The organism is Collinsella sp. SGI.241, from assembly GCF_050312955.1.
GTDB lineage: Bacteria > Actinomycetota > Coriobacteriia > Coriobacteriales > Coriobacteriaceae > Collinsella.
In genome coordinates, this window is the sequence record NZ_JBNPKM010000013.1 from 25945 (window position 1) to 51554 (window position 25610).

Genomic DNA, 25610 nt, shown 5'->3' on the forward strand with positions numbered 1-25610 from the left:
AGCTATTTCGGGACGATTTTGGAACGCGCCCGAGGGTGCGCCTTGGGATAACAAGCTCCCCAAGGCGCATAAATGAGCAGAATTTCAAGTAATGGAACAATCGACGGGGTCCGCTTTTGCTGCGCGAAGCGGACCCCGCGGTGGTTATTCTCTGAAGTACAGGTCAAGGAGCCGCCCAAGCTCGCGGTACACGGGGAAGTCCATGATCGGAAAATGCACAAAGCCGATGCGGTCGTGCGCCCCGTCCGTACTGCTGAACCAAGCGTCGCCCGGGGAGAAGGTGCGAGGTGCACCGAGGTCGAGCAGGCGTTCCGCGCCCCATATGAGCCGCGCCTCGGGAAGCGTCGGCTTGAAGAGGACGCGGGTGCTGCACGCCGAGCGCAGCATCGACGGCAAGCCCCCCCTCCTCAACAGACGCCTCGGCGATCGAGATGATGGCGTAGCAGCCCGCGCTCGCCCCCATCGTTACGATGCGCTTCACCAGCCCATCAAACGTCGCGAGGCAGTAATCGGGGTCCTCCTTGCTCGCGCGCTTGGGAAACAGCGTGCGGAGTGCCACGTACTCATCCATGAAGAGAAGCGAAACGTGAAGCCCCGCATCCCACCAGTGCACGGCGTCTCCCGTCTCTGTCGACCTGTCGTTGAGGAAGCTCTGTCGCTCTTTGATGCTGTCGGCGAACCGTGATAACGCAGACAGGATTGCGCGAGCGTCCCCGTCAGCATTCAGTGAAACCACGCGAGGAAGTCGGGAGGGCTCGGCCTGCTTGGGGTCTATGATGAGGACTTGCGATCCGTGTCCGTCAGGACCAGCCAACAGGGCTTGGAGCAAGAGGGCGATCACGCCCGTGGTCTTTCCAGCGATGAGCATGGAACCGGAGGTGCGGAGGTCGATGCTCGTGCCGTTTTGAACGCGGAATTCGTAGGCGTTCGCCGGGCACAAATCCTCGACACGCGATGCCTTGATCTCTCGATGCAACGTCACATCTTCAAGGAAGAAGGTCACTTGATTGCATGCGACGTCTGCTTCGGCAAGTACGACGGCGTAGCGGGAGAACCTTCCGCGAAGTCGGGAGCTAATGCTAGGTCCCATCTTCGATATTTCTTCTGCCGTTGAGGATGAGGTTGAGATGGCGAGCTCGAACTGTCCAGGAGCCGTCTCTTTGCAAGAGATGTCGGGAAGAAGCTCGCCTTCTCGCAGGTGTAGAGGATTCCCGTAACGTGGATCAAAGAGCCCCTTCCTAATGCGTGCATGCAACCGTGTTGATTCAGATAGCATGACGTAATGTGTGATCCCTCCCGCAAACAACATGGTCCCAGCGAGGCTAAGAGTGGCCGCTGCGGAGGTAAGGTTGCCGCCAAACGCCATCACCGTACTGGGCTCTATGGCGATGGGCGCAAGAATGGTGTTCACGAATAGCCCGATGCAATAAACGCACGCGGCGACCGCAAATAAAGCGACCCCCAGCACACAAAGCTTTGCGCTGGGGGTCGAATACACGATCGCCGGTGCGCCACTGGAGTAACGCACCACAATCACCTAGCCCTTCGCGGGGATGACGGTAATGCCGTCCGCCGTGATGGACAACTGGTTGCGATAATCACCGTAAACCTTTGCGACCACGCCGGTGGGAATGACGTGCTGATTGACGGGAATCTCGATATCGTTCGAAACCTTGATGGAAAGCTTCTCGAAACGATTGCTGACCACCTCGCCTTCGTTTTGGTGATACTGCGTGTTATCGGTTGTGATCACCACGTCGATCTTGGTGCCGCGATGCTCTTTGGTGTTTTAATCAACCCATTTACCACCTCCGACACAAAGGAAACGCTTGCCTTTCGCAAAAGCTTCCCAATCGAACTTCATAAACTGATTCAATTTCCTCATACTCGAACTCCTCTCAATCCAATTATTTGCTGACTCCGCGTTGCGGCTCGCCGTGGACATCGAGATAGAGGCGCAGGACGTTGCGCAAGATCTCCTCGACATTTCTTGTTGCGGCATGAAGATCATCGTCCCCAAACATTGCCCCATGGAGCTTCGTGTGGGCACAAAGAATCTGGCGATACATGACGCGAGAGAACATCTCTTCGGCCTTCAGGGCATGTCGAACAGCTCGTTCAGAACAAGTCGGCATGCTCGCCGAAGACTCCTTTATAGACGACATTGCCGTACTGGTTGTTGAGATGGAGCCGCATTCAAACGGTCCGCGCATGATCTTCGGTCGGGTCATACACACCTCTTTCCTAAAATTGGATATTACCGACGATTCGTCAACCGTCATCGAGCACTCGGTGAGCACATCATGCCATAAGCTTCTGAGCTGGGATTATTTCGCAAGGACCTGTCGTTCTCGACGTCCTCTGATGAGAAGAAGTGGGGCGTAATGATGACAAAGTATTCAATCACGGAACAAACACAATTTAATAATCACCCAGATGGGGCAAATATGGACATCCAGATATTGAATCGTCGGTATCGTTGGTGTCGCTGAGCCTTCAGGCTGAGGGGGATGGGCCATTTGCGCTGAGTTGCTTGCAAAACGGGGGAGGGGATATCAGAAGAAGGCGGCTTGCAGAAGACATGCCTGAGCGCTAGAGGAGGGGCTGACCAATAGTGTGCTCCTCTTCTGGGGCCAAATCCAAGCGGAGGGGGCATGAGGCCGAGAGGAACTGCTCGTCATGGCTCACCAAAACAAGCGCGCCGGGAAAGGCGGAAAGCGCTCGCTCGAGTGCCTCCACCGAGTGCAGGTCCAGGTGATTCGTGGGTTCGTCCATGACGATGATTTCGGGGGCATCTAGTATACCGCGGGCGAGCATGAGCTTCCGCAGCTCCCCCGGGCTGATGTTCTCGCCGGACAATATTCGTTCGGGATCCGAATTGAGTTGCGCAACGATCGAAAGCAGGGCTCCACGTTCGGCTTGGGGCAGGTCCTTGATTTCCGAGAGGAATTCAATTGAGGATGAATCGTCGACTTCCTGAGGGATATACAGCGTGCGAATGTCCAATCCCGTGGCCTTGCGGCCTTCCAATATCTCCAGGATATGCTTGACCAGTGTTGTTTTCCCCGCTCCGTTGGGGCCGCTTATGCCCAGATGATCGGTATTTCCCAGATAAATCTCGGGAACCCGCAAAGATTGCCTCGGGCCGCACGGTATGCGATCTGAGCTGACGTGAATCAGTGTTTTGCGCGGGCTGGGTTGCGCTTCCATCCACAAGGTGCTTTCGTAGCGCTTTTCGACATGGTGGGCGTCGACGGCGGCTTGCGCGCGCTGGATTCGGGAGTCCATGCGCGAAGCGAGCTTGCCCGCAACGCCGTCTCTGCCAGTGAGAATGGCGAGTCCGATCCGTGCTTTCGCGTCGTGATCCTTCGGATCGACATGACGGGCGCTTCTCTTGGATGCGGACCGTGAGGCGTTTTCAACGCGCCTGATATACTCAGCCTTCATGCGCTTTTCTTCGGATCGCGCAATCGATTTGGCCCGCGCCGCGCTTTCGCGCTCCAGATTCGCCTGCGAGCGAGCTTGGGAGTAGTTGCCGGGGCGCATGGTGACGTGCCCCGACTCAAAGCACAGGCAGTCCTTTGCCAAGGAGTCGAGCAACGCACGGTCGTGCGAGACGAGGAGGCCAATACCCTTGTACTCGGCGAGTGCTTTGCAAATCTGCCTTCTGCATTCTGCGTCCACATGGTTAGTCGGTTCATCCATTGCCAGAAGATCGGGATTCTGCCAAAGCGCGACGGCTATTTGAATTTTCTTCTGCTCGCCACCGGAGAGCTCGGAAAAACGCCAGAGCATATCATCGGTGATGCGGAGCATCCTTCTGAGGTGCGTGGTCGCCGGGGCGAAGTCGCACGCAAAATCGAAGAGCATGGGCGGTTCGACTCCGGCTTCTTGCGCGCAATATGCGGAGACGAGACGCGGTGAAACGACGCCGCGATCTGGAATCAGAAGTCCGCACGCAATGCGGACGAAAGTTGATTTCCCGCACCCGTTGTCTCCGACGATGCCGTGCCAGCCGGGGGCAAATGTCGCCGACACGTTGTCGAGTGCGGGCATTGCGCTGCCAGGATATGCATAAGTAATATGGGAAAGAACGAGGGTGGTGGAGCTGTTCAAATTGGTTCTTGACATTGTGCCTCCTCGGCATGGGAGGCCGCGTTTTGCCGCATATGCTCTGATTGGCTCGTTCCGACCAACGTGAACGCCCGTCGACTCGAGTCAAGCTGAAAGAAAATGAGTCGACGGCAATGCTCGCAAAGGTAGTGTTTAGGATATACGAGGATCAGTGAAAAGACGATACGACAAATGTGCAGCCAGATTTATTCTTGGATAGATGGCAATTTGCAAATTGGCGTCGATATGTATCGTCTACAGCTTCACGAATCCTTTTCCTTTCCGGGGCGCTGGCTTGGCATATGGGCCTGCGCTGAATTCTTCCGTAGAGTCTAACAAAGCAATAATGCGGACGCAAGGAGGCGTTGCGTCTGAAAGCACGCCATTGCGTTGGACGCTTGAAGGGGTTTGCAAGTCGATTGAAAGAATACTAGTGCATCCGCTTCTTGTAACTAGCATGCGATGGTGGGCATCGTGAATGTTGAGCGAGGTCATCGACTTGATTTTTCTGGTGTTTGAGATATTAGCTTTCGCGATTTACCCTCCAAATTGCAGAGGTTTGAGACGACCGGAAAGGAATGCTTATGCTCGATTCTCCGTTCTTCAGCTACTGGGGAAAGGCGAAAGGAGTTGCTTTTCTCCATCACGGCAATATCGCATCGGGGCTCAAAGTCGTAAAAACGTCGTAAGGTACGCGATATGGTTCGCCGGGATCCTAACTAGCTAGGCATTTTTCTGAATCTGCAGATGTTCCCATGACAGATAAACAGTACGCGTTGCATAGAACGATACCTTTCATATAGGAGGCTGCTAAAGAGTCGAAGCCGGGCACATACAGAGTTTTATTTCCTGGCCAGTTTGAAATAGCGCTCAAATATCAATTCGAAAACGTAATAGAACATCAATCGGCTGTCGAGGTCCATGCTGCCCAAGCGGATTTCTTTTTGCACGGTGTAGATGGGGTAGTCGGCTAGTTTCGAGAGGGAATTTCGAGAAAAGCCGGTGAGCGTGACGACCTTGCATCCGCGCGTTTTGGCTATCGATGTGGCGTCAATAGACACCTGCGTCTCGCCGCTTACGGAAACGCTGAAGACCAGGTCGTTTTTGCCGAGGAGTTCTGCGTAATGCCTCATGACGTGGCGTTCACTGAGCGTGTCGGTATTCTTGCCCATTATTTTGAGCTTTTCAGCCATCTCGAGGCACGGGTATTTCGAAAAGCCCGAGCAGAAGAACACGATATGCGAGGCGTCCTGGATAAGACTCACAACCGAATCGATGACCCGGTCGTTAAGCAGATCTTTGGTCTGTACGAGCTGGGTATCAAGAGGAAGTGCCTCGATAGTGAATCGATTGCGATCGAGCGAGGCGGAATACGATTGTTTGAGCTCCGTAAACCCCGAGAAGCCAAGTTTATGGGCAAGCCTGACAATTGTATTGGGAGCGACGAAGAACCGTTCGGCAACGCTCTTAAGCGTGACATCGTCAATATCATCACGCAGCTCGATGATGTAGCGCATGATCTCGCTTTCGAGATCGTTGAGCTTGCTCTCGCCAGCTCGCACATGATCATAAAAGGATTCTTGATCTTTCATAAGATGTTTCAGCCCCTCGCACCTCGCCGTACATATGGTACCGCTTTGTGTAGCCAGGTGAGAAATCGGTAATCGGTCAAGATTGCCTATTGCCCATGAACTGGGCAAACGCGCGTGTCTGCCTACACATATCTGTGTCGTGAGCGAAATCATGTGTCCCCGTTTCGCATTGGCCCACACGGGGACTTGCAAACGACCTTATGTCGCAAAATACCAATCGAAACGAAGCAAGCCGAGGACAGCCGCGGAGCCCAAGGTCTTCGAGAACACCGATCAGCCAACCCTGGAGGGACGGAACATGAAGGATAAGCTCAATATTGTGATCGTTGGCGGCGGCTCCACGTGGTGCCCTGGCATTCTTAAAGCCCTGACCAAGCACATGGACATTCTGCCGCTGAACCGCGTGATGCTCTATGACATCGATGCCGAGCGCCAGCGTCCGATCGGCGAGTTTGGCAAGATCCTCTTCGCCGAGGAGGAGCCCGGTGTGGAGTTTGGTTACACCACCGATAAGGACGAGGCTTACACCGACGTCGACTTTGTGCTCTGCCAGATTCGTACCGGCGGCTACGAGATGCGTAGCAAGGACGAGAAGATTCCGCTGCATATGGGAATCATCGGCCAGGAAACGGTGGGCCCTGGCGGCATGGCTTACGGTATGCGCTCCATGCATGACATGGTTGAGATCGTCAACGACGTTCGCGCCCATAGCCCGGAGGCGTGGATTATCAATTACACCAATCCGGCTGCTATTGTGGCATATGGTCTCGAGCGCGTCCTGCCCGATGAGCATCGCGTTCTCAACATCTGCGACCAGCCTGTCAACCTCATGCGCTCTTACGGTCGCCTGCTCGGTCGCGATATGAGCAAGACGGAGCCCGTGTACTTTGGCCTCAATCACTTCGGTTGGTTCAAGCACATCTACGATGAAGAGGGCCATGACCTCGTCCCGCAGATTAAGGAGTACACGGAGAAGAACGGCTTCCTTCCTGCCGATGCCGAGCAGCGTGACCAGTCCTGGCTTGATACCTACGCCATGGTCAAGGACATGCTCGAGGACTTCCCCGACTATCTGCCCAACACTTATCTGCAGTACTATCTGTATCCCGAGTACAAGGTCGCTCACCTCGACCCCGACTACACTCGCTCCGACGAGGTTATCAACGGTCGTGAGAAGCGCGTGTTCGCCGAGTGCGAGCGTGTTGCCAAAGTCGGCACCGCAAAGAACTCCTCGGTTGTGCAGAACGATGCTCATGGCGATATGATCGTGGAAATCACCTCGGCCATTTATCGCAACACCAATAAGACCTTCATTGTCATCGTGCCCAACAACGGCATTATCGAGGGTATGCCCGATGACGCCATGGTCGAGGTCGCGGCAAGCGTGGGCGCCAATGGCCCGCAGCCCTATGCTGTTGGCAAGATTGGCACCTTCTATCGCGGTCTTATGGAGAACCAGTACGCCTATGAGCGCCTGACTGTTGAGGCTTGGATGGAGGGTTCCTACGAGAAGGCCCTGCAGGCACTCACGCTTAATCGTCTGGTCGGTGACGCAAAGAAGGCGCGTAAGGTGCTCGATAAGCTCATCGAGGCCAATAAGGATTACTGGCCGGAGCTTAAGTAGCTAGTTCCATAGCGTTTGATAACTGTTATGGGGCGTGTGGGTTGTAGAACTGCACGCCCCGTTTCTTTAAGAGGGGTATCCCATGAACAAAGATGAGCTGCTGGCAAAGTTCCAGCGCCTGGGCAAAGTCCTCATGACGCCTGTCCTGATCCTGCCAATCGCCGGCATCCTTCAGGGCTTTGGCAATGCCTTTACCAGCCCCACCCTTACGGCAGCTGTTCCCTGGCTTGCTGCTCCGGGCTTTGCGATTTTCTTTTCGATTCTTAAGGCCGCAGCCGGCATCGTTATGAGCAACATCCCGGTTATCTTCTCGATTTGTCTCGCCTATGGCTTCGCCAAGTCCGAGAAGGCTACCGCGGCGCTTTGTGGCTTTTTGGGCTACATGTGCATGAACTCCGTGATGGGCACGTTCCTCACGGCGACCGGCGTTATCGATCCCGCCAATCTTACGACGGGTCAGAGCACGATCCTCGGTATCACCACGCTCGACACGGGCGTTATCGGCGGTCTTCTGGTGGGTGCAATCGTCGCATGGCTGCATAACCGTTACTACAAGATTGAGCTGCCTGCCGTGTTCTCCATCTTCAACGGCACGCGCTTTATTCCGGCGGTAACGCTGCTCTCATGCAGTGTCCTCGCATTGGTCATGTCCTTTGTTTTCCCGTTTATCCAGAACGCTCTCGGTGCGCTGTCCGAGTTCATCAAGACTACGGGTGCCTTTGGTGCATTTGTCTACGGCGCTGGCGAGCGCATGCTCCTGCCTTTTGGTCTGCATCACTTTGTCTATTTACCGTTCTTCTTCACGTCGCTCGGTGGCGTCGAGACCATCGACGGCCAGACCGTTCAGGGCGCTATCAATATCTACAACGCGATCCTGGGCTCTCCTAGCACGCCGTTTAACATCGAGGTCAGCCGTTTTGTCATGAACGGTAAGGTTATCTTCGCCATGTTCGGCCTGCCCGGTGCTGCACTCGCCTTCTACAAGACGGCGCTTCCCAAGAACAAGAAGAAGACCGCAGCGCTCATGATTGCCATCGTGGTGCCTTGCATCCTCTCCGGCATTACCGAGCCGCTCGAGTACTCCTTCCTGTTTATCGCGCCCATCCTCTACGTGTTCCACGCTCTCATGGCTGGTCTTGCCTATGCGCTGACCTATATCCTGCAGTTCAACGTGGCCGGCTCCGCATCCTTTGGCGGCCCGCTCTTGTCGTTGATCTTTAACGGCATTATGGGTGCAGCCAAGGGCTCCAACTGGCAGGTTATCCTGTTCCTCGGCCCCATCTACTTCGTGGTGTACTACTTCGTCTTCAAGTTCATCATTCTTAAGAAGGGCCTTAAGACCCCCGGCCGCGAGGAAGAGTCCGACGATGAGGCCGAAAAGGCTCCCAAGACCGTGATCAGCGACCTCATTCCCGCCATCGTTGAGGCAGTGGGCGGCGACAACAACATTAAGTCTGTCGAGGCCTGCTTCACCCGTCTGCGCATCCAGCTCAATGACTGTGACAAGGTGGTTGATGACGCCGAGTTTACCGAAAAGCTCGAAGCGCGTGGCATCGTGCATGTTAACGGCGGCGTGCAGATTGTCTACGGCAACATGGCATCTAACTACGCAACCCAGATGCGCGAGCTGCTGGGTATGGAGTAAACGCCCCACATATCTATAAAATCCAGTATAAAAGGCGGTGGCAGACAATGTGTCTGCCGCCGCCTTTGAGTTGCCCCACGCGCATTTCGTGTATTTGAAATACACGAAATCGCACTGTCGGAGCTTGCAGGCGGATAGACACTACTCGTATGGGACGGTTTTCACCGGTTGCTCGCCACCTTGGGCTATGTTCGCCCCTATGCCTGCATCCGGGGCTGTGTTGATTGACGACGGCGTTCCCAGCGGGCGAGCTTAATCGTCACCAGCGTGAGCGCCCAGGCCACAAGCGAGAACGCGGCGCCCGCTGCGCCTACGTACGCAATGCCAACGCTGCCTACCACGGTGCCGCCCACTGCGGTGCCAAACGTGATGCCGACGTTAAACCCATGGGCTTAACCGAGCTTGCGAGTACCATCGACTTGGGATGGCGGCGGCGTGCCACGTCCATGAAGTGCGTGATGCATGACACCGAGAACAGGCACATGAGCAGCGCCAAGCTAATGTGACAAAGGGGCAGTCCGTTTGTCACATTCCATGCCTTATAAACTTGCAAATTCTGCAAGTTTCTAAGGTAACATCTTATAAACTTGCAAAAAATGCAAGTTTATAAGATTTCATGTCTGGTCGGGCGCTAGGGAGACTCTATGGATATCGTTCGCCGAAGCCGTTATCTTGATCGACTCATTGCTTTTCAGGATACCGACCTCATCAAAATCGTGACGGGCATACGCCGTTGTGGCAAATCAACGTTATTGGACATGATGAGGGACTATCTGGCGCAACAGGGGGTGCCAGCCGAGCGTTTGCTGACCTTTAAGATGGAATCTCTAGAGTACGCGGGAATTACGGATTATCTGACGTTTTATCGTATGGTTCGGGAGCGCATCGACGGCATCGATCATCCCTACCTGTTCTTTGACGAGCTCCAGAATGTCGAAGGTTGGGAAAAGGCGGTCAACTCGCTCCGAGTGGATTTGCCGTGCGATATCTATGTCACGGGCTCCAATGCCTTTTTGCTATCGAGCGAGCTCGCAACTCTTATCTCGGGCCGATATGTCGAGGTCAAGATGCAGCCTCTCACGTTTGGCGAATATCTTGATTTTCGCTCGATTGATGCGGTCGCCGCTGAAGGGCTTGGTGAGAGGGTCGAACTTGTTTCCAAGACGGGCGATCGCCTTAATTCAAATACCGTGCTTGAGCAGTACATAACCTATGGCGGCATGCCGTTTCTGGCCCATGATGAGCCGAGACGTGAGCTGTGTCGCGACTATATCCGTAGCCTCTACCAGACGATCGTCGCGCGCGATATCCTGTCGCGTGTGACGCGTAGGGGTCGCGGAGCTATCACCAAGCGCGATGTTCTCGAGCGGCTCTGTGCGTATCTGGCAGACAACATCTCCAACCAAACCTCGGTCAACAAAATCGTAGGGACGCTCAACGAATCAGCGGGCGGTAAGACCAACGCATCGACGGTGTCGGCATATATTGACGCTCTGGAAGAGACGTACCTGTTTACCAAAGTAAAAAGGTATGACATCAAGGGGCGGGAGCTTCTTAAGACAGGCGGTAAATATTACATAGCTGATACGGGAATTCGCAGCTATCTTGACGGATATAGAGGTAGCGATAGCGGAAGGATGCTCGAGAACGTTATCTACAACCAGCTTGTCTTTGAAGGATACGAAGTGTTTTGCGGCCATCTACGCGCGGGGGAAATCGACTTTGTCGCAATCGGCGAGGGATCAGACCGCAAATATATCCAGGTTACCGAACGGATCGATGCCGAGGCGACGAGGGAACGCGAGCTGCGACCGCTCAAGCTAAGCACGCTAGGAAAAATTCCTGATTCGTATGAGAAGATCCTGATTGTCAGGGATGGCGACCATCCAACGGACATCGATGGCATCAGAATCGTGGGGGCAGTCGACTTCTTGTTGAGAAATAAGATTACCCGCGGCTAAACGTAAACAGATCCGTTTCGATGCGACAAAGGAGCAGTCCTTTTCGCATTCCGTGCGAGCCCTCGTGCCGTCTGGGGGTATAAGGCTAGCAAGTGTTTATTTGCGAGGCCTAAGGGGCGCCCCGTATGGATATCGATAACTTTGAATGGTGGTATAGCGAGGGCGAGGTTCCGGACGAGGAGTGGGACGAGCCCGCGCCGCATGACGTGTCGAGCGACGAGGACGAGAGCGGCAACGATGCCGTCGAGACGGATGCCGCTTCCGACTCGGCCGAACCCCTAACCTTTGAACAGGCCTGGGCCCAGGCTGAGGCCGACGAGGCAAAGGCCGATGCTACGGCCACACTGGGTGAGCCGGCCGACATGTCCATCTCGCCGGCAAAGACCCCGCAGCCGCGTCACACTATCGACCCCGACAGCACGGCATCCTTTAGCATTCTCGACGTGCCCGCGCAGGGCGCCCAGGCGCCTGCGCCCACGCATCGCCCCGATCTGGCTCGCGAGGAAGGCGCGGGCCGGCGCTCTCCGCTCGGCCCCATCCTCATCGCCTTCATGGCCGGCGTTATCGCCTGCTCGGCAATCGGCAGCGTTTGGAGCCATGTTGAGCAGCAGCGCCAAGACGCCGCCAAGGTCGAGATCTCCGTCGAACAATCGCTCAACCGTACGCGCTCGGTGCATGTGTCGGTCGAGGTCAAGGACGGCGCGACGTGGGATACCGCGCGCGGCGACAGCCAGATGCTCATCCATATCGTAGGCCGCACGCTCAAGGGACAAGCGATCGACGAGCACCAATACGTCAATTCCGAAGGTGACGGTATCGAGCTCAAGCCCGGCGACTACGAACTTACGGTCGATGAGCCACCTGTCGCCACCGACGGCACGCGTTTTCGTGCCTCGAAAAGAATGGTTCCCGCGAGCTTTAACTCGCGGGCGCCCGATACGGTCGACACCACCTCGCAGGGCGGGTTTGACCTTTACGTGGATACCCAGTAGGCGCTCGCCGCCCATTTCCGCTATGGCTACTCAATAATCGCCTGCCGTCCCGTCCCGCCGCCAAGAGTGGGACAATAGTCCTCGACACTATTGTTTACTTTTGGAGGAAGTAGCATGTCTACCGTCACTACCATCAGGCGCGGCGGCCTCACCGCGGCCATCGATTCCATGGGCGCCCAGCTCACGAGCCTTGCCCTCAACGGCAACGAGTATCTATGGCAGGGCGATCCCGCTTTTTGGGGCAAGCATGCGCCCATCCTGTTCCCCATTGTGGGCTCGCTGCGCAACAACACGGCGACGTCTGCGGCCGGCAGCTGCGAGATGGCGCGCCATGGCATCGCGCGTATCGTGGAGCACAAGCTGGTCGAGGTGTCGGAGGACGGTTCGTCCGTCACCTACGAGATCACCGATACGCCCGAGTCGCTCAAGGCCTTCCCGTTCCACTTTAAGCTCAACATGACCTATGCCCTGACTGGCGACGCCACTCTTACGCAGACCTTTGCCGTCACCAACACCGGCGACGTGGACCTGCCGTTTTCGGTGGGCGGCCACCCCGCATTTAACGTGCCCGTTCCCGGTGCCGAGGACGAGGCGTTCGAGGATTACGAGCTGGCGTTTACCGAGGCTTGGACTAACGAGGCCCCCATCATCACGCCCGATGGCCTTATGACGTTCGAGGGAAGTTACAAGGCTCCCGATAACTCGGACGTGCTGCCCATCACACACCGTAGCTTCGACAACGACGCCATCATGTTCACCGATACCCCGGGCTCCACGCTCACGCTGCGCGGTCGCAAGTCGGGCCACGGCGTCAAGATTGACTTTGAGGGCTTTAAGTACATTGGCGTGTGGTCTGCCGCCAACGACGCCCCGTTCGTGGCGCTCGAGCCTTGGACCGGACATACCACCATGGACACCGAGGACGACGTCTTCGAGCACAAGGTCAACACCATCACCTTGGCTCCCGGTGCCACCGACAAGCGCGCCTTCGAGGTTACGCTGCTCTAGAGGTTCCGCCGTTCTAACGAACGGCGGACCGGTCGACGCTGCGCGCCACCCAGAGTGACAATTTGTCATTCAAAAGGCAAGGCATGACCAGAAGGTCTATGCCTTGCCTTTTTCATGCCAACTTGTTCGCTCTGGGTGGCGCTCGCTGGCATTGCCGAATCATCGACGTCCCCAACGACTGTCCCCGATGACTACTTGTTTGACCCGTCGTTTAAGAACGTCCCCAACGGCTACCAATCGTTTTCAGTTTGTTAATCTGTATATATGCATCTGCTGGAGGTAACGCTGAGCGGTATCCTGTTAAGTCATTAGCATACGATTCAACAGGGAAGGCAGATTATGCATTCTCCCCATCAGCGCGACGTGCATCCACAGCCGGTGTGCAGCCGTCGCATCTTCTTGGGTAGCGCTCTTGCCGCGAGCGCTTCCGTCGTTGCCGGCGCGCTCGCCGGCTGTCAGCGCCCGTCCACGCTCAAGGTGGTTCAGCCCACGACGGGCGGCGGTCGCGACGACCTGTCCGATTCCGTGATCGGCAAGGATAAGATTCGCATCGGCATGGAGGCGGCCTACGCCCCGTACAACTGGCAGGTTTCCGAAGCCAGTGAGTACACCATTCCCATCGACAACGTACAGGGCGCCTATGCCGATGGCTACGACGTGCAGATCGCCAAGATTGTCTGCAAGGCCTTCGGTGGCGAGCCCGTTGCCGTCAAGCAGAGCTTCTCGGGCCTTATCGATTCGCTCAACAACGGCCAGATCGACCTCATCATCGCCGGTATGAGCGCCACGCCCGAGCGTGAGGAGTCGGTCGGCTTCTCCGACCCGTACTTTATTGGCTACTTTGGCCTGTTCGTAAAAGAGGGTTCCCCCTACCAAAACGCCACCAAGCTCAGTGACTTCAGCGGCGCCACGGTGCTCGGCCAAAAGGACACCATGCTCGATACCGTCATCGACGAGATCCCGGGCGTCGTTCACAAAAACCCGGTCGACTCCGTCCCCACGGTGTTCTCGAACCTGCTGCAGGGCACCTGCGACGCCGTGACGTACAACACCGAAAACGAAAAGGGCTACATGGCCCAAAATCCCGGTATCGTCCCCATTCATTTTGCCGAGGGCGAGGGCTTTAAGCAGGAGGTCGCGGCAAACGTCGGCTGCCGCAAGGGCTCGGACAAGCTGCTTAAGCTCATCGACAAGACGCTCAAGGGCGTCAGCCAGGAGGAGCGCGACCAGATGTGGGACGCGTGCCTCGACCGTCAGCCGGCATAGGGAGGCAGCATGAAAGCCATTAATCGTCTGGTCTCCTTTATCAAAGCCGACCATCGTTATGTGTACCTGGGCACGAGCGTCATCGCGGCGCTCGGACTGGCGTTTAGCCAGCGCAACCCCACGCCGCTGAGCTTCCTGGCCCCCACGGGCGTGTTCCAAGATTGCCTTTGGGCGATCCTGTGGGCGTGGCTCGTCGTGTCGGCGGCGGCGCTGGTCACCAAGCTTATGCACTGGAGCGACTATCGCGAAAAGTCGCCGTTCGCATCCGAGCGTTTCCGTCGTGGAGCACGCTTGGGCAGCTACGTCGCGGTCGCCATCGCGGTGGTCTTTTTCGTGGATCGCTGCGTCATGTCGTTTATCGACTTGGTGCAGGTGAGCATTGTCTCGGATTCCAACCCCAGTGACTTTTTGTCGAGCCTGGTCTATATGACCTACAAGAGCGGCGACTTCTTTATCCGCGGCATCGAGATTACCATCGCACTTGCGACCTTCGGTACCGTTATCGCCTTTTTCCTGGCACTGCTCTTTGTGTTTTTGCGCATTCAGACCTTCGATCGCGTGGACAACGACCTGGTGCGCTTCTTTAAGAGCATCGGCCGCGGCTTTACGACCGTCTACTCCACCATCGTGCGCGGTACGCCCATGATGGTCCAGGGCCTGCTCATCTATTACGCGGGCTTCACCGTTTTGCGCGGCATGGGCTTCGAGACCGCCCAGGCCAACCAGATTTGGAGTACCTTTACCGCCGGCCTCGTCACCATCTCGCTCAATTCCACCGCCTACATGATGGAGGTCCTGCGCGGCGGCATCGAGTCCATCGATCCCGGTCAGGCCGAGGCGGCGCGCTCGCTGGGTCTGTCGCAGTGGCAGGCTATGCGTAAAGTCGTGTTTCCCCAGGGCATTAAAAACGCGATTCCGGCGCTCACCAACGAGCTCATCATCAACATCAAGGACTCGTCGGTGCTCTCGGTCATCGGCGTGTTCGACCTCATGTACGCCACTACCACCGTCGCCGGCGTGTACTACCGCCAGATGGAGGTCTACTGCGTGGCACTCGTGGTCTACCTAATCCTGACGCTCGTGGCGAGCCGCCTGCTCGAGGCCTTTGGCAAAAAGCTCGGCGCCGAGGCCCCGGCCACGCTGCCCAGCTCCAACTAGGCTCAAGACGAGGAGAATCATCATGGCAGATACCGCCACTACCGGCGCTGCGGCCGCCGCACAGACCAATGAGCCGCTCATCCGCGTCGAGGGCCTGCACAAGAGCTTCGGCTCGCTCGAGGTGCTCAAGGGCATCGACCTGTCCGTTAACCCCGGCGAGGTCGTTACCATTATCGGCGCTTCGGGTTCGGGCAAATCGACCTTTCTGCGCTGCCTCAACCTGCTCGAGACCCCGGACGCGGGCCATATCTGGTTCCATGGCCAGGACCTCACGGCCGAGCGCTGCAACATTAACAAGCTGCGTGAGGACATCGGCATGGTGTTCCAGGGCTTCAACCTGTTTAACAACATGGACGTGCTCGATAACTGCACGCTTGCGCCCGTCACGCTCAAAAAGATGACCAAGGCCGAGGCCGAAAAGGTCGCTCTGGAGCATCTGACGAGTGTGGGACTCGAAAAGTTCGCGCACGCCGCCGTGGGTCGCCTGTCCGGTGGCCAAAAGCAGCGCGTGGCCATCGCTCGTGCCCTATGCATGAATCCGCAGATCATGCTGTTCGACGAGCCGACCTCCGCACTCGACCCCGAGATCGTGGGAGAGGTGCTCGAGGTCATGCGCAAGCTCGCTGCCGACGGCATGACCATGGTCGTCGTCACGCACGAGATGGCCTTTGCCCGCACCGTGTCCGATCGCGTGGTCTTTATGGACAAGGGCGTGGTCCTCGAGGACGCCGCGCCGGCGGAGCTCTTTGGCAACCCCAAGCACCAGCGTACCCGCGAGTTCCTCTCGCGCTATCTCGAGGACAAATAACCAACCGCAAATGTTTGCATGGCAGGGCCGTTCCGGTGGGGCGGCCCTCGTCATCACAATCGAAAGGATGTCATGGCCGAGGTTTGGCGCTTCTTTGCGCATGAGGATGATTTTGCCGATTTGGACGAAGTTGGCGCGTGCGAGCGCCTGGGGCGCGTGCTGTCGTTTCCGACCGTTTCGAGTATGGATGCCGAGGCGGTGAACTGGCAGCCGTTCGATGACCTGCGCGCCTATATGCAGCAGGCGTGGCCACATGTGTTCGCGGCGGGCGAGGTCGAACTCATCGACCACTCGCTGCTGGTGACACTTGGCGGTTCCGACCCTGCCCTCAAGCCCGTTATGCTCATGGGCCACATGGACGTGGTTCCCGTGGTGCCCGGCACCGAGGCCGACTGGACGCAAGCCCCCTTTAGCGGTCACGTGGACGACACCTACATTTGGGGTCGCGGCGCTATCGACATGAAAGACCAGGTCGCAGGTATTCTCGAGGCGGTTGAGTATGCGTTGGTGCACGGCTGGGAGCACGAGCGGACGCTGCTGCTCGCCTTTGGCCAGGACGAGGAAACCACGCAGTATGGAGCGGGGGCCATCGGCCGCGTGCTCGAGGAGCGCGGCGTTGAACTTGAATACCTGATCGACGAGGGTGACTACCGTATTGTTTCGGCTGCCGAGTACGGCGCGGGCGAGGGCTGGCTTATGCATGCCGACCTTGCCGAGAAGGGCTATGCCGATATCGTGCTCAAGACGAAGAGCGAAGGCGGACATTCGTCCAACCCCTACGGCGGCACATCGCTCGAGGTATTGAGCCGCGCTATCGCCGCAATCTGCGATATCGAGTGGCCGACGCGCGTGACCGATCTGCTTGCCGCGCAGCTCGTCGAGCTGGGGCTTTATACCGCAGACGAGATTGCTGCCAGCAAGGATGCCATCGTGCGCGACTGCCTTGCCAGCAAAAAGCTGTACCCGCTTGTGACCACCACCTGTGCGCCCACGCAGATTGAGGGCGGCAGCACTGGCGCCAACGTGATGCCGCAGGATATGTGGGCCAATATTAACTTCCGCATGCTCGAGGGCACGGGCGTGGCTGATGTTGTTGACCGTTGCCGCGAGGCCGTTGCCGCTGCGGGCCTTACCGGGCGCGTGGAGGTCGAACTTGGCCCCGGCAGCTCAGAACCTTCGCCGTCCCCACGTGTTGGCGGACCGGGGCTCGAGGCCGTTCGCACTATTGCCGCCCGCTACTTTCGTGATCAAAAGGGGGCGGAGGAAAACGTACCGAATGCGGCGGGCGGGGCTGCTGTCGGCATTGTGCCCTCAACTGTGATCGGTGCCACCGATGCGGCTAACTATCAGCGTATTTGCTCTGAATGCATTCGCTTTTCGGCGTTTGTGGTCGACGATGACGAGTGCGATCGCGGTGTCCACGGCACCAACGAGCGCATTACCCGCCGTGCCTACCTCCAAGGTGTCCACTTTTTCATCGCTCTGCTTCAAACGCTCTAGAATGTGACAAAGCGACAGTCCCTTTGTTAGCCGTTGTAGTCGTTGGGGACGTTCTTAAACGACTCGTCGTTAAGGAACGTCCCCAACGACTACGTCCACTCATTCCGTGCGGGTTATATGCAGGTTTGCCTGCGCACGCTATCATATATGGGTTAGACCGCAACTATGTACCCTATACGCGAAGGGATGCGCATGTATCTGAAAATCGACATGTTCTAGCTGGGCTTACCCCGCAACGGCGCCATGCGCCCCATCAATTCCGCCGATTTTCACCTTCACGCATATAAAGGAGTTCCGCCATGCGCGACAAGCTCGAAAAGATCATCAAGGCTTACGAGGAGCTCGAGAAGAAGCTTTCCGACCCGGCCGTCGCCTCCGACATCAAGGAGTTCACGCGTCTCAACAAGGAGTACGCGCACCAGTCCGACCTCATTGCCGCTGCGCGCGAGTACATCGGCGCGCTCGACGACATCGAGGCTGCCAAAGAAATGCTCCGTGACACTACCGATGCCGACGAGAAGGAGATGCTCCAGATGGACATCTCCGAGAACGAGGACAAGCTTCCCCAGCTTGAGGAAGACATCAAGTACATGCTCATCCCGAGTGACCCCAATGACGACAAGAACACCATCGTCGAGATCCGCTCCGCCGCAGGTGGCGACGAGGCGGCCATTTTCGCCGGTGACCTGTACAAGATGTACCAACGCTTCTGCGAGTCGCGTGGCTGGAAGACCACCGTGCTCGACTCCAGCCCCAGCGAGGCCGGCGGTTTTAAGTCCATCGAGTTCAAGGTCGAGGGCGACCGTGTCTACTCCGTCATGAAGTTCGAGTCCGGCGTGCACCGTGTCCAGCGCGTTCCCAAGACCGAGTCCCAGGGCCGCATCCAGACCTCCACGGCAACTGTCGCCGTGCTTCCCGAGGCCGAGGAGATCGACGTTCAGATCAACCAGTCCGACCTGCGCATCGATACCTACTGTGCCTCCGGTCCTGGCGGTCAGTGCGTTAACACCACCTACTCCGCCGTGCGCATTACCCACCTGCCCACCAATACCGTGGTGCAGTCGCAGGAGCAGCGTTCCCAGATTCAAAACCGCGAGGTCTGCATGCAGATGCTGCGTGCCCGTCTGTACGAGATGGAACTCGAGAAGCAGCAGGCCGAGCTCGGCGCCGAGCGCCAGAGCCAGATTGGCCACGGAAACCGTTCCGAGAAGATCCGTACTTACAACCAGCCCCAGGACCGCGTGACCGACCACCGTATCGGTTTCAACTCCACCTACAACGGCGTCCTTCTGGGCGACCAACTCGGTGCCGTCATCGAGGCGCTTGCCGCCGCCGAGCGTGCCGAGAAGCTGGCACAGGCCGTGTAGTAGGTTCCGCCGTTCTACCGAACGGCGGACCGGCCGACGCTGCGCGCCGCCCAGGGCGACAATTTGTCATTCAAAAGGCAAGGCATGACCAGAAGGTCTATGCCTTGCTTTTTCCATGCCAACTTATTCGCCCTGGACGGCGCGCGCTGTCCGTCCTCTACCTGCGGCGGGTAGTCATTGGGGACTTATGCTCAGCCTGCGGCGCCTTAGAGGCAGTCATTGGGGACGTTCTTAAATGACTAGGTTGGGTAAATTACTTTTCGAGTTTATTTAATCTACTTTGTTGGAAATTAAGCTGCCTACCTACTCAAAGTAATTAACAGCCTTCATCAGCAATTGAAAATATTGCTCGAAATATCGTCCAAGAAGTCGCGGGGCCCTTTTTGGTGCGTCGCTCGTCAAGTGATTTGGCAAGTTCTTGGTTAGATATTGGTTAGTTTTGGGGCAACCTTGCCAAAAGCTTGACGAATGCAAATCTAGACGTCGGCGAATGAACACTTTGACCGAGCCCGGTGCAAAATTCTGGGCTGATTCTCGATAATCGCTTCCAATCGTCTCTCGCCGCGTGCCGCCCTCGCGTACAATCTGCTCCGACATTCGCGCGCCGCCCGGCGCTTAAGGGGGGAGGACCCATGGCAAACGAGATCTGGACCATCAGGCGTTGTCTCGAGTGGACCAAGGAGTACCTAGCCGAGCGCGGCGAAGAGCACCCCCGGCTTTCTGCCGAGTGGCTGTTGTGCGCAGCCACGGGCCTAGCGCGCATCGACTTATATATGCGTATGGACGACACGCTCGATGCAGCGCAGCTCGAGACCATGCACGCGGCGGTTGTCCGTCGCGCCAAGGGCGAGCCGCTGCAGTACATCACCGGCAGCACGCAGTTCCGCATGATCGACGTCGCGTGCGCCCCCGGCGTGCTCATTCCACGTCCCGAGACCGAGATGCTCGTCGAGGAAGTCCTCAATTATCTGGATGCCGAGGTTCTGAGCCCCGAGGCTGCCACCCGCCAGCGCGTAGAGTTGCCATGGAACGACGAGGTCGAGCAGGCGCGTAAAGCCGAAGTCGCATTGGCTGACGAACGCGCGACCGCCGAGCGTCGTGCCGCCAACCTCACGGCTGCCGATGAGGCGGCGTTGGGCGGAGACGTGCTGGGCAGCCGAGCTTATGCCGAGGAGCTGGCCGATCGTGAGGCCGAGGAAGCCGCCGCGCAGGCAGCTGAGGCCGAGACCGTGGAAGTCGCTGAGCCCGAGCTCGACGAATACGGCATTGCCATCGAAGGCGTCGAACAAGAGACGGCCCTAGTGCAGGATGCCGCCGCGTCTGTGCCTGCCGACCCCCGCATTGCCCGCGTTCTCGAGGTCGGCTGCGGCACGGGCTGCATTTCGCTCTCCCTTGCTTGGGAGCGTCGCGGCCATGTCGCCTGCACCGCTACCGATATCGAGCCGCGCGCCATCGACCTGGCCACCAAAAACCGCGATGCACTCGGGCTTACGTCCGATGAGGTCGCCTTCAGCCTCACGAACCTGGTGAGCTCTATCCCCCGCGAGGAGTGGGGCACCTTCGACGTGCTCGTTTCCAACCCGCCTTATATCCCGACTGACGTCATGCGCTCGCTGCCGCACGAGGTCAAGGACTTTGAGCCCGATTTGGCGCTCGAGGGCGGAGCCGATGGCCTTGATATCTTCCGCCGCCTGCTCAATGCGGCGCCCTATATGCTGCGCGCCGGCGGCCTGTTTGCCTGCGAGCTCTATGAGGGCGCCCTCGACGCCGCGGCCGAGCTCTGCCGCCAGGCGGGTCTTTCGGACGTACGCATCGTCCGTGACCTCACCGATCGTCCCCGCATCGTTCGAGCTATCGTCACCGAGCCCAAACAACGTCAGTAAAGTACGAAGCGTATTGGCGGCGCGGCGGTGGGAGCGCTGCGCCGGAAATGTAAAGAGGCTTGTCACGGCTCAATTACCCCTCACTTTCACCGACTGCTATAGCCGCTCACCAAACCAACATGCGCTGTGGACAAATAGGTTAAACGTTTCGTGCGAGAATGCCCCTCAGTAAACAAACTTTCACCAGAGCGTAAGGGGCTGGCATACACATGCAGACGGTCTATCGGGTATTCGAGGGAGCGCGCGAGCCGCATCGGCTCGCCGTCGAGCGTACGGCCGAGGTGCTCGGCCGTGGCGGCCTGGCCCTGATCCCGACCGAGACCGTCTATGGCGTCGCTGTGGCAGTCAACGCCTTCTCGGACGCCGTGCCCCAAGATACAAGCGAATCTCTGCCGTGGCCGCGCGATCCGCAGGCTGCCGTCAACGGCGCCGCGGTGCCCGCGCTCGGTACCGGCTACCGTCGCATCTTTACCCTCAAGCAGCGTGAGCTCACCCAAACGGTCGCCTGGCTGGTCGATGATGCCGAGGCCCTCGACCGCTACGGCGTGGATATCCCAGAAGAGGCACGCATACTTGCCCGACGATGCTGGCCGGGCGCCCTGACTATTGTGGTCAAGGCGGCTCCCTGCGTGCCGACCTTTATGCGTGCCGCCGACGACACGGTGGCTCTTCGCGCGTCGGCATCGCCCGTGGTACAGGCGCTCATCTGCACCTGTGGCAGCCCACTTGCCTGTACGAGCGCCAATACACACGGCGCGCCCGCGCCGGCAAGCTTTGCCGACGTTGAAGACCGCATTCTAGAAGGGGTCGACGTGGCCGTCGACGCGGGCGAGACGCCGTGCCGCGACGCTTCGACCATCGTGTCGTTCCAGCACGGCGGGCTCCAGATCCTGCGCCAAGGCGCACTTCCCGCGTCAGAGATTGAGCGGGTCCTGTCCGACCCGATGCAACAGAAAGGTGTAAGCGATGTCGTTGAATCTGGGCAGTCTGGGCATGGAAGATGCCTCGTTTGACTTTGGCGGTTCCTACATCATGGCGCTCGACTGCGGCACCACCTCGGTACTTGCGACCATCGTCGACGAGTACGGCTGCATCGTCGCCCAAGCGCGCCGCAGCGTCAAAACCAGCTTCCCGCGTCCCGGTTGGGTGGAGCAAGACCCCATGGCGGTCCTTGCCAGCCAGATTGCGGTCATGATGGAGGTTCAGTTTAAGAGCGGGATTCATTCCGATCGCATCGCCGCCATCGGTATCTCCAATCAGCGTGAGACCACGGTGGTCTGGGACCGCGTGAGCGGCCAGCCCATCTATAACGCCATCGTATGGCAGTGCCGTCGCACCGCGTCTCTGATCGATAATTTGGTTGAGCAGGGCGCAGAAGAGCTGGTGCGCTCCCGCACGGGGCTTACGCTCGACCCGTATTTCTCGGCCTCCAAGGTGCAGTGGATTCTCGACAACGTCGACGGCGCACGCGAGAGCGCGGCGGCGGGCGACCTCATGTTTGGCACCATCGACACCTGGCTCATCTACAACCTCACCGGCAGCCAGGTGTTTGCCACCGACTACACCAATGCCAGCCGCACGGCACTCTTTAATATCCATACGCTCGATTGGGACGACGACCTGCTGGCGCTCTTTGACGTTCCACGTTCCATGATGCCCGAGGTTCGCTGGAGTTCGGGCGACTACGGCCGCGTCGCGAGCGACATCATGACCAACATGCCACCCATCATGGGCGTGGCGGGCGACCAGCAGGCGTCGCTGTTCGGCCACTGCTGTTTCCATCCCGGCCAGACCAAAAACACCTATGGTACTGGTTGCTTTATGCTCATGAACACCGGCGACGAGGTCGTCGAATCCAAGAACGGTCTGGTCTCCACCATCGGTATCGCCGCGGACGGCAAGATCAGCTATGCGCTCGAGGGTTCCATCTTTGCTGCCGGCTCCACCATGAACTGGCTTCGCAACAACATGGGCATCATCTCGAACGTGAGCGAGTCTGCACAACTCGCCGCTTCGATTAACGACAACGAGGGCTGCTACTTCGTTCCCGCCTTTGCGGGTTTGGGCGCCCCCTGGTGGGACCCGCGTGCCCGCGGTATCGTGTGCGGTCTGACCGGCGCCTCGAGCCGTGCGACCATCGTACGTGCCGCCTGCGAATCCATGGCATATCAGAGCTACGACGTGCTGCGCGCCATGGAGCAGGACGTGGGGCTTTCGATCGAACGCCTGTCTGTCGATGGCGGCGCGTCGCGCAACGAGTTCATCATGCAATTCCAGGCCGACCTGCTGGATATCCCCGTGCTGCAATGCGAGACGGTGGAGACCACGGCAATCGGCGCCGCGTACTTGGCGGGCCTTGCCGTCGGCTATTGGGAAGACCTGGAAGAGCTGGAGCAAAATGCCCAGATCGTTAGGACCTTCCTTCCTCACATGTCCGCCGAGCGCCGCGAGCAAAACCTTGCGGGCTGGCGCGATGCGGTCAAGCGCTCGCTCAGTACCGCACAGTAGGGCTGCGACGGGCCACTCGATACAGCAAACCGCTAAACTTGTGTATGGCGCGCGGCGGCAACATCGCTGCGCGCCATGCCAGCAAGGTCGTTTTACGGCCGCAACGAAAGGGGCAATCAACTCATGACCGTTACCTACGATGCGTCCCGTGTGACGCTTGTCGATCATCCGCTCGTCCAGCACAAGCTGTCGATCCTGCGCGACAAAAACACCGGCACCAATCAGTTCCGCCAGCTCGTGCGCGAACTCGCGCTTTTTGACGGCTACGAGGCCATGCGCGACCTGCCTATGGAAGACGTCGAGGTCGAGACCCCCATCACTACCGCCACGTTCAAACAGCTCGCCGGCAAGAAACTCGCCATCGTGCCCATCCTGCGTGCGGGCCTTGGCATGGTCGGCGGCATCCTCGACCTGGTGCCCTCCGCTCGCGTGGGACACATCGGTATGGAGCGCGACGAGGTTACCCACGAACCGCATGAGTATTACTGCAAGATGCCCAAGGATATCGACCAGCGCATCTGCCTGGTTGTCGACCCCATGCTCGCCACGGGCGGTTCGGCCGAGATGGCCATTAGCTACCTGCGCGAGCGCGGTGTCAAGGACATCCGCATGCTGTGCATCGTCGCGGCCCCCGAGGGCCTCAAGTCGCTGACCGAGAAAGACCCAGATGTGCATATCTATACCTGCGCCATCGACGACCATCTCAACGAGGCTGCCTACATCGTTCCCGGCCTCGGCGACGCCGGCGACCGCATCTACGGCACGCTCTAGTCGCTGGGCTAAGACGGCCGCGGCTGCAAATACGAAGAAACGGTGCGCGCGGACGAACAAAAGTCGACCGCGCGCACTCCTGTTAACGGACGTTTTGCCCTGCAGGGTTCGAGAAAAACGTATTACCGTACCTGCGGCATAAAGAAGGTCTTAAGAAAACGAACAGGTGCGTATTAACCGATGCTTTTTCGGTTGTACTTTAGCGATTGGCTCGTACAATAGTCACCAATGTTTGGCGGGAACTGTTCTGTGAAGCGTTAAAATAGAAAGTGAGGACGCCAGTGTTTCAGATAGCCGATCTGCTCGCTATCGTTGCAGGCGCCATCGCGGGCGCGGTCGCCTTTCTTCCCTTTGTTTTTACGCTCAAGCCGGTTCTTGACGATAAACAGAATGCGGACATGCTCAAGGGTATGGTGAGTCTGGCGGTCTCGGCAATCGCCCTGCTTGTCTTTACCTTGGTTGTGTTTGTGTTGTTCGGAGAGGCATTTCGCATGTTCCTCCTGGGCGAGGCGATCGGCTTCGTGGCCTTTATGGCCGCCTGCACGGTTCGTGTCGCCAAGGCGCTGCGAGATCCTCATGAGGTCGAAAGGTAAGTCGTGGAAATTTTTGAAAAGCTGCCTGATGAGATTAATCATCTGGTCAGCGAGTTCAGCTCCACCCCCGTCGTGGGCGATCTGAGCTGCGGCATCACGCAGTACTCGTTTTGGCTGATCGTCTCCACGATCGTGCTCCTGATCGTCCTGGCCGTGTTCAAGAAGAAGCAGACCCTGGTTCCCAAGGGCTTCTTCGTCAACGGTTTCGAGTACATCATCGAGTACGTCGAGAACGATATCGGCAAGGGCGTCGTGGGTGAGAACTGGAAGAAGCACTTCCCGTTCCTGTGCTCGCTTTTCCTGTTCATCCTGATCAACAACATGATCGGCCTGATCCCGGGAATGAAGCCCGGCACCGGCGCAATCGGCTCCACCGCCGCGCTCGCCATCTTCGCCTTCGTGTACTTCATCTACTACGGATGCAAGGCTCACGGCGTGATCGGCTACATCAAGAGCCTCGCCCCGCAGGGCGTGAGCTTCCCGATGAACGTGCTTGTGTGGGTCGTCGAGCTTTTCTCGACCTTCCTGCGCCTCATCACGCTCGCCGTCCGTCTGTTCTGCAACATGTTCGCAGGACACGTGGTCATGGGCTCGTTCGCCATCATGGCGAGCATGTTCATGCAGCCGCTGCTTCAGCAGGTTTCCGCGGCCCACGCCGTCGGCGCCCTGCCTTCGCTGGCCTGGCTTGCCATCCTCATCCTGATCTATGCGATCGAGCTTGTGGTCGGCGCCATCCAGGCTTACGTCTTCACGGTCCTTACCGCCGTGTATGTCTCCGAGGCAGAGGAGGTCGCGGAGGAGGAGTAGTCTTCCGTTCGCGC

General features: G+C 58.1%; 22 protein-coding genes. 17 read left to right on the forward strand and 5 right to left on the reverse strand.

Features of this window, described 5'->3' with window-relative positions; genetic code table 11:
* Positions 1-163 precede the first annotated feature (163 nt).
* The 5 genes from ACQQ92_RS06730 to ACQQ92_RS06750 all read right to left on the reverse strand — a co-directional run bounded on the left by ACQQ92_RS06730 (position 164) and on the right by ACQQ92_RS06750 (position 5705).
* The gene (locus ACQQ92_RS06730; RefSeq protein ID WP_427796108.1) at positions 164-1090 is read right to left on the reverse strand and encodes a hypothetical protein; all 927 of its coding nucleotides are present in this window, start codon (positions 1088-1090) and stop codon (positions 164-166) included.
* Positions 1091-1537: 447 nt separating this feature from the next.
* Positions 1538-1753 (reverse strand): hypothetical protein, encoded by a 216-nt coding sequence (locus tag ACQQ92_RS06735; RefSeq protein WP_117743463.1) that lies wholly within the window; start codon positions 1751-1753, stop codon positions 1538-1540.
* Between the two features lie 154 nt (positions 1754-1907).
* A complete protein-coding gene (locus ACQQ92_RS06740; RefSeq protein ID WP_427719661.1) occupies positions 1908-2135 on the reverse strand; it encodes a hypothetical protein in 228 nt (75 codons plus the stop codon).
* Between the two features lie 457 nt (positions 2136-2592).
* Entirely contained in the window at positions 2593-4131 is a 1539-nt protein-coding gene (locus ACQQ92_RS06745; RefSeq protein ID WP_427796109.1) for an ATP-binding cassette domain-containing protein, read from the reverse strand.
* Positions 4132-4955: 824 nt separating this feature from the next.
* Positions 4956-5705 carry a MurR/RpiR family transcriptional regulator gene (locus ACQQ92_RS06750; protein ID WP_427796110.1) on the reverse strand — a complete coding sequence of 250 codons (750 nt, stop codon included), beginning with the start codon at positions 5703-5705 and terminating at the stop codon, positions 4956-4958.
* A 298-nt stretch (positions 5706-6003) separates the two neighbouring features.
* Here ACQQ92_RS06750 and ACQQ92_RS06755 point away from each other — a divergent pair, with 298 nt between their 5' ends.
* The 17 genes from ACQQ92_RS06755 to atpB all read left to right on the forward strand — a co-directional run bounded on the left by ACQQ92_RS06755 (position 6004) and on the right by atpB (position 25596).
* Positions 6004-7329: a 6-phospho-alpha-glucosidase gene (locus ACQQ92_RS06755; protein WP_089573127.1), complete on the forward strand. Its 1326-nt coding sequence runs from the start codon at positions 6004-6006 to the stop codon at positions 7327-7329.
* 82 nt (positions 7330-7411) lie between these two features.
* Positions 7412-8974 (forward strand): PTS transporter subunit EIIC, encoded by a 1563-nt coding sequence (locus ACQQ92_RS06760; RefSeq protein ID WP_427727684.1) that lies wholly within the window; start codon positions 7412-7414, stop codon positions 8972-8974.
* Positions 8975-9198: 224 nt separating this feature from the next.
* Complete coding sequence (locus ACQQ92_RS06765) at positions 9199-9480, forward strand: hypothetical protein (protein ID WP_427794055.1); 282 nt, start codon at positions 9199-9201, stop codon at positions 9478-9480.
* A gap of 138 nt (positions 9481-9618) precedes the next feature.
* Positions 9619-10935 (forward strand): ATP-binding protein, encoded by a 1317-nt coding sequence (locus ACQQ92_RS06770; RefSeq protein ID WP_427719709.1) that lies wholly within the window; start codon positions 9619-9621, stop codon positions 10933-10935.
* Positions 10936-11060: 125 nt separating this feature from the next.
* Positions 11061-11927, forward strand: coding sequence for a hypothetical protein (locus tag ACQQ92_RS06775; protein ID WP_427794054.1), 867 nt, complete (start codon positions 11061-11063; stop codon positions 11925-11927).
* A 114-nt stretch (positions 11928-12041) separates the two neighbouring features.
* A complete protein-coding gene (locus ACQQ92_RS06780) occupies positions 12042-12935 on the forward strand; it encodes an aldose 1-epimerase family protein (RefSeq protein ID WP_427727722.1) in 894 nt (297 codons plus the stop codon).
* 339 nt (positions 12936-13274) lie between these two features.
* The gene (locus ACQQ92_RS06785) at positions 13275-14201 is read left to right on the forward strand and encodes a transporter substrate-binding domain-containing protein (RefSeq protein WP_427727724.1); all 927 of its coding nucleotides are present in this window, start codon (positions 13275-13277) and stop codon (positions 14199-14201) included.
* A gap of 9 nt (positions 14202-14210) precedes the next feature.
* Positions 14211-15359 (forward strand): amino acid ABC transporter permease, encoded by a 1149-nt coding sequence (locus ACQQ92_RS06790; RefSeq protein ID WP_427727726.1) that lies wholly within the window; start codon positions 14211-14213, stop codon positions 15357-15359.
* Positions 15360-15381: 22 nt separating this feature from the next.
* Positions 15382-16167: an amino acid ABC transporter ATP-binding protein gene (locus tag ACQQ92_RS06795; RefSeq protein WP_427794051.1), complete on the forward strand. Its 786-nt coding sequence runs from the start codon at positions 15382-15384 to the stop codon at positions 16165-16167.
* Between the two features lie 72 nt (positions 16168-16239).
* A complete protein-coding gene (locus ACQQ92_RS06800) occupies positions 16240-17667 on the forward strand; it encodes a M20/M25/M40 family metallo-hydrolase (protein ID WP_427794050.1) in 1428 nt (475 codons plus the stop codon).
* Positions 17668-17966: 299 nt separating this feature from the next.
* A complete protein-coding gene (prfA, locus tag ACQQ92_RS06805) occupies positions 17967-19034 on the forward strand; it encodes a peptide chain release factor 1 (RefSeq protein ID WP_154518366.1) in 1068 nt (355 codons plus the stop codon).
* Between the two features lie 632 nt (positions 19035-19666).
* Positions 19667-20917 (forward strand): N5-glutamine methyltransferase family protein, encoded by a 1251-nt coding sequence (locus tag ACQQ92_RS06810; protein WP_427747816.1) that lies wholly within the window; start codon positions 19667-19669, stop codon positions 20915-20917.
* 209 nt (positions 20918-21126) lie between these two features.
* Complete coding sequence (locus ACQQ92_RS06815) at positions 21127-21930, forward strand: L-threonylcarbamoyladenylate synthase (RefSeq protein WP_427747817.1); 804 nt, start codon at positions 21127-21129, stop codon at positions 21928-21930.
* Positions 21884-23425, forward strand: a complete 1542-nt coding sequence (gene glpK, locus ACQQ92_RS06820) for a glycerol kinase GlpK (RefSeq protein ID WP_427796111.1) — start codon at positions 21884-21886, stop codon at positions 23423-23425. Before ACQQ92_RS06815 ends, glpK begins: the two co-directional genes overlap by 47 nt.
* A 123-nt stretch (positions 23426-23548) precedes the next feature.
* Positions 23549-24196 carry a uracil phosphoribosyltransferase gene (gene upp / locus ACQQ92_RS06825; RefSeq protein WP_427796112.1) on the forward strand — a complete coding sequence of 216 codons (648 nt, stop codon included), beginning with the start codon at positions 23549-23551 and terminating at the stop codon, positions 24194-24196.
* 281 nt (positions 24197-24477) lie between these two features.
* Entirely contained in the window at positions 24478-24789 is a 312-nt protein-coding gene (locus tag ACQQ92_RS06830; protein ID WP_055286330.1) for a hypothetical protein, read from the forward strand.
* A gap of 3 nt (positions 24790-24792) precedes the next feature.
* Positions 24793-25596, forward strand: a complete 804-nt coding sequence (gene atpB, locus ACQQ92_RS06835) for a F0F1 ATP synthase subunit A (RefSeq protein WP_022094263.1) — start codon at positions 24793-24795, stop codon at positions 25594-25596.
* Positions 25597-25610: the final 14 nt, after the last annotated feature.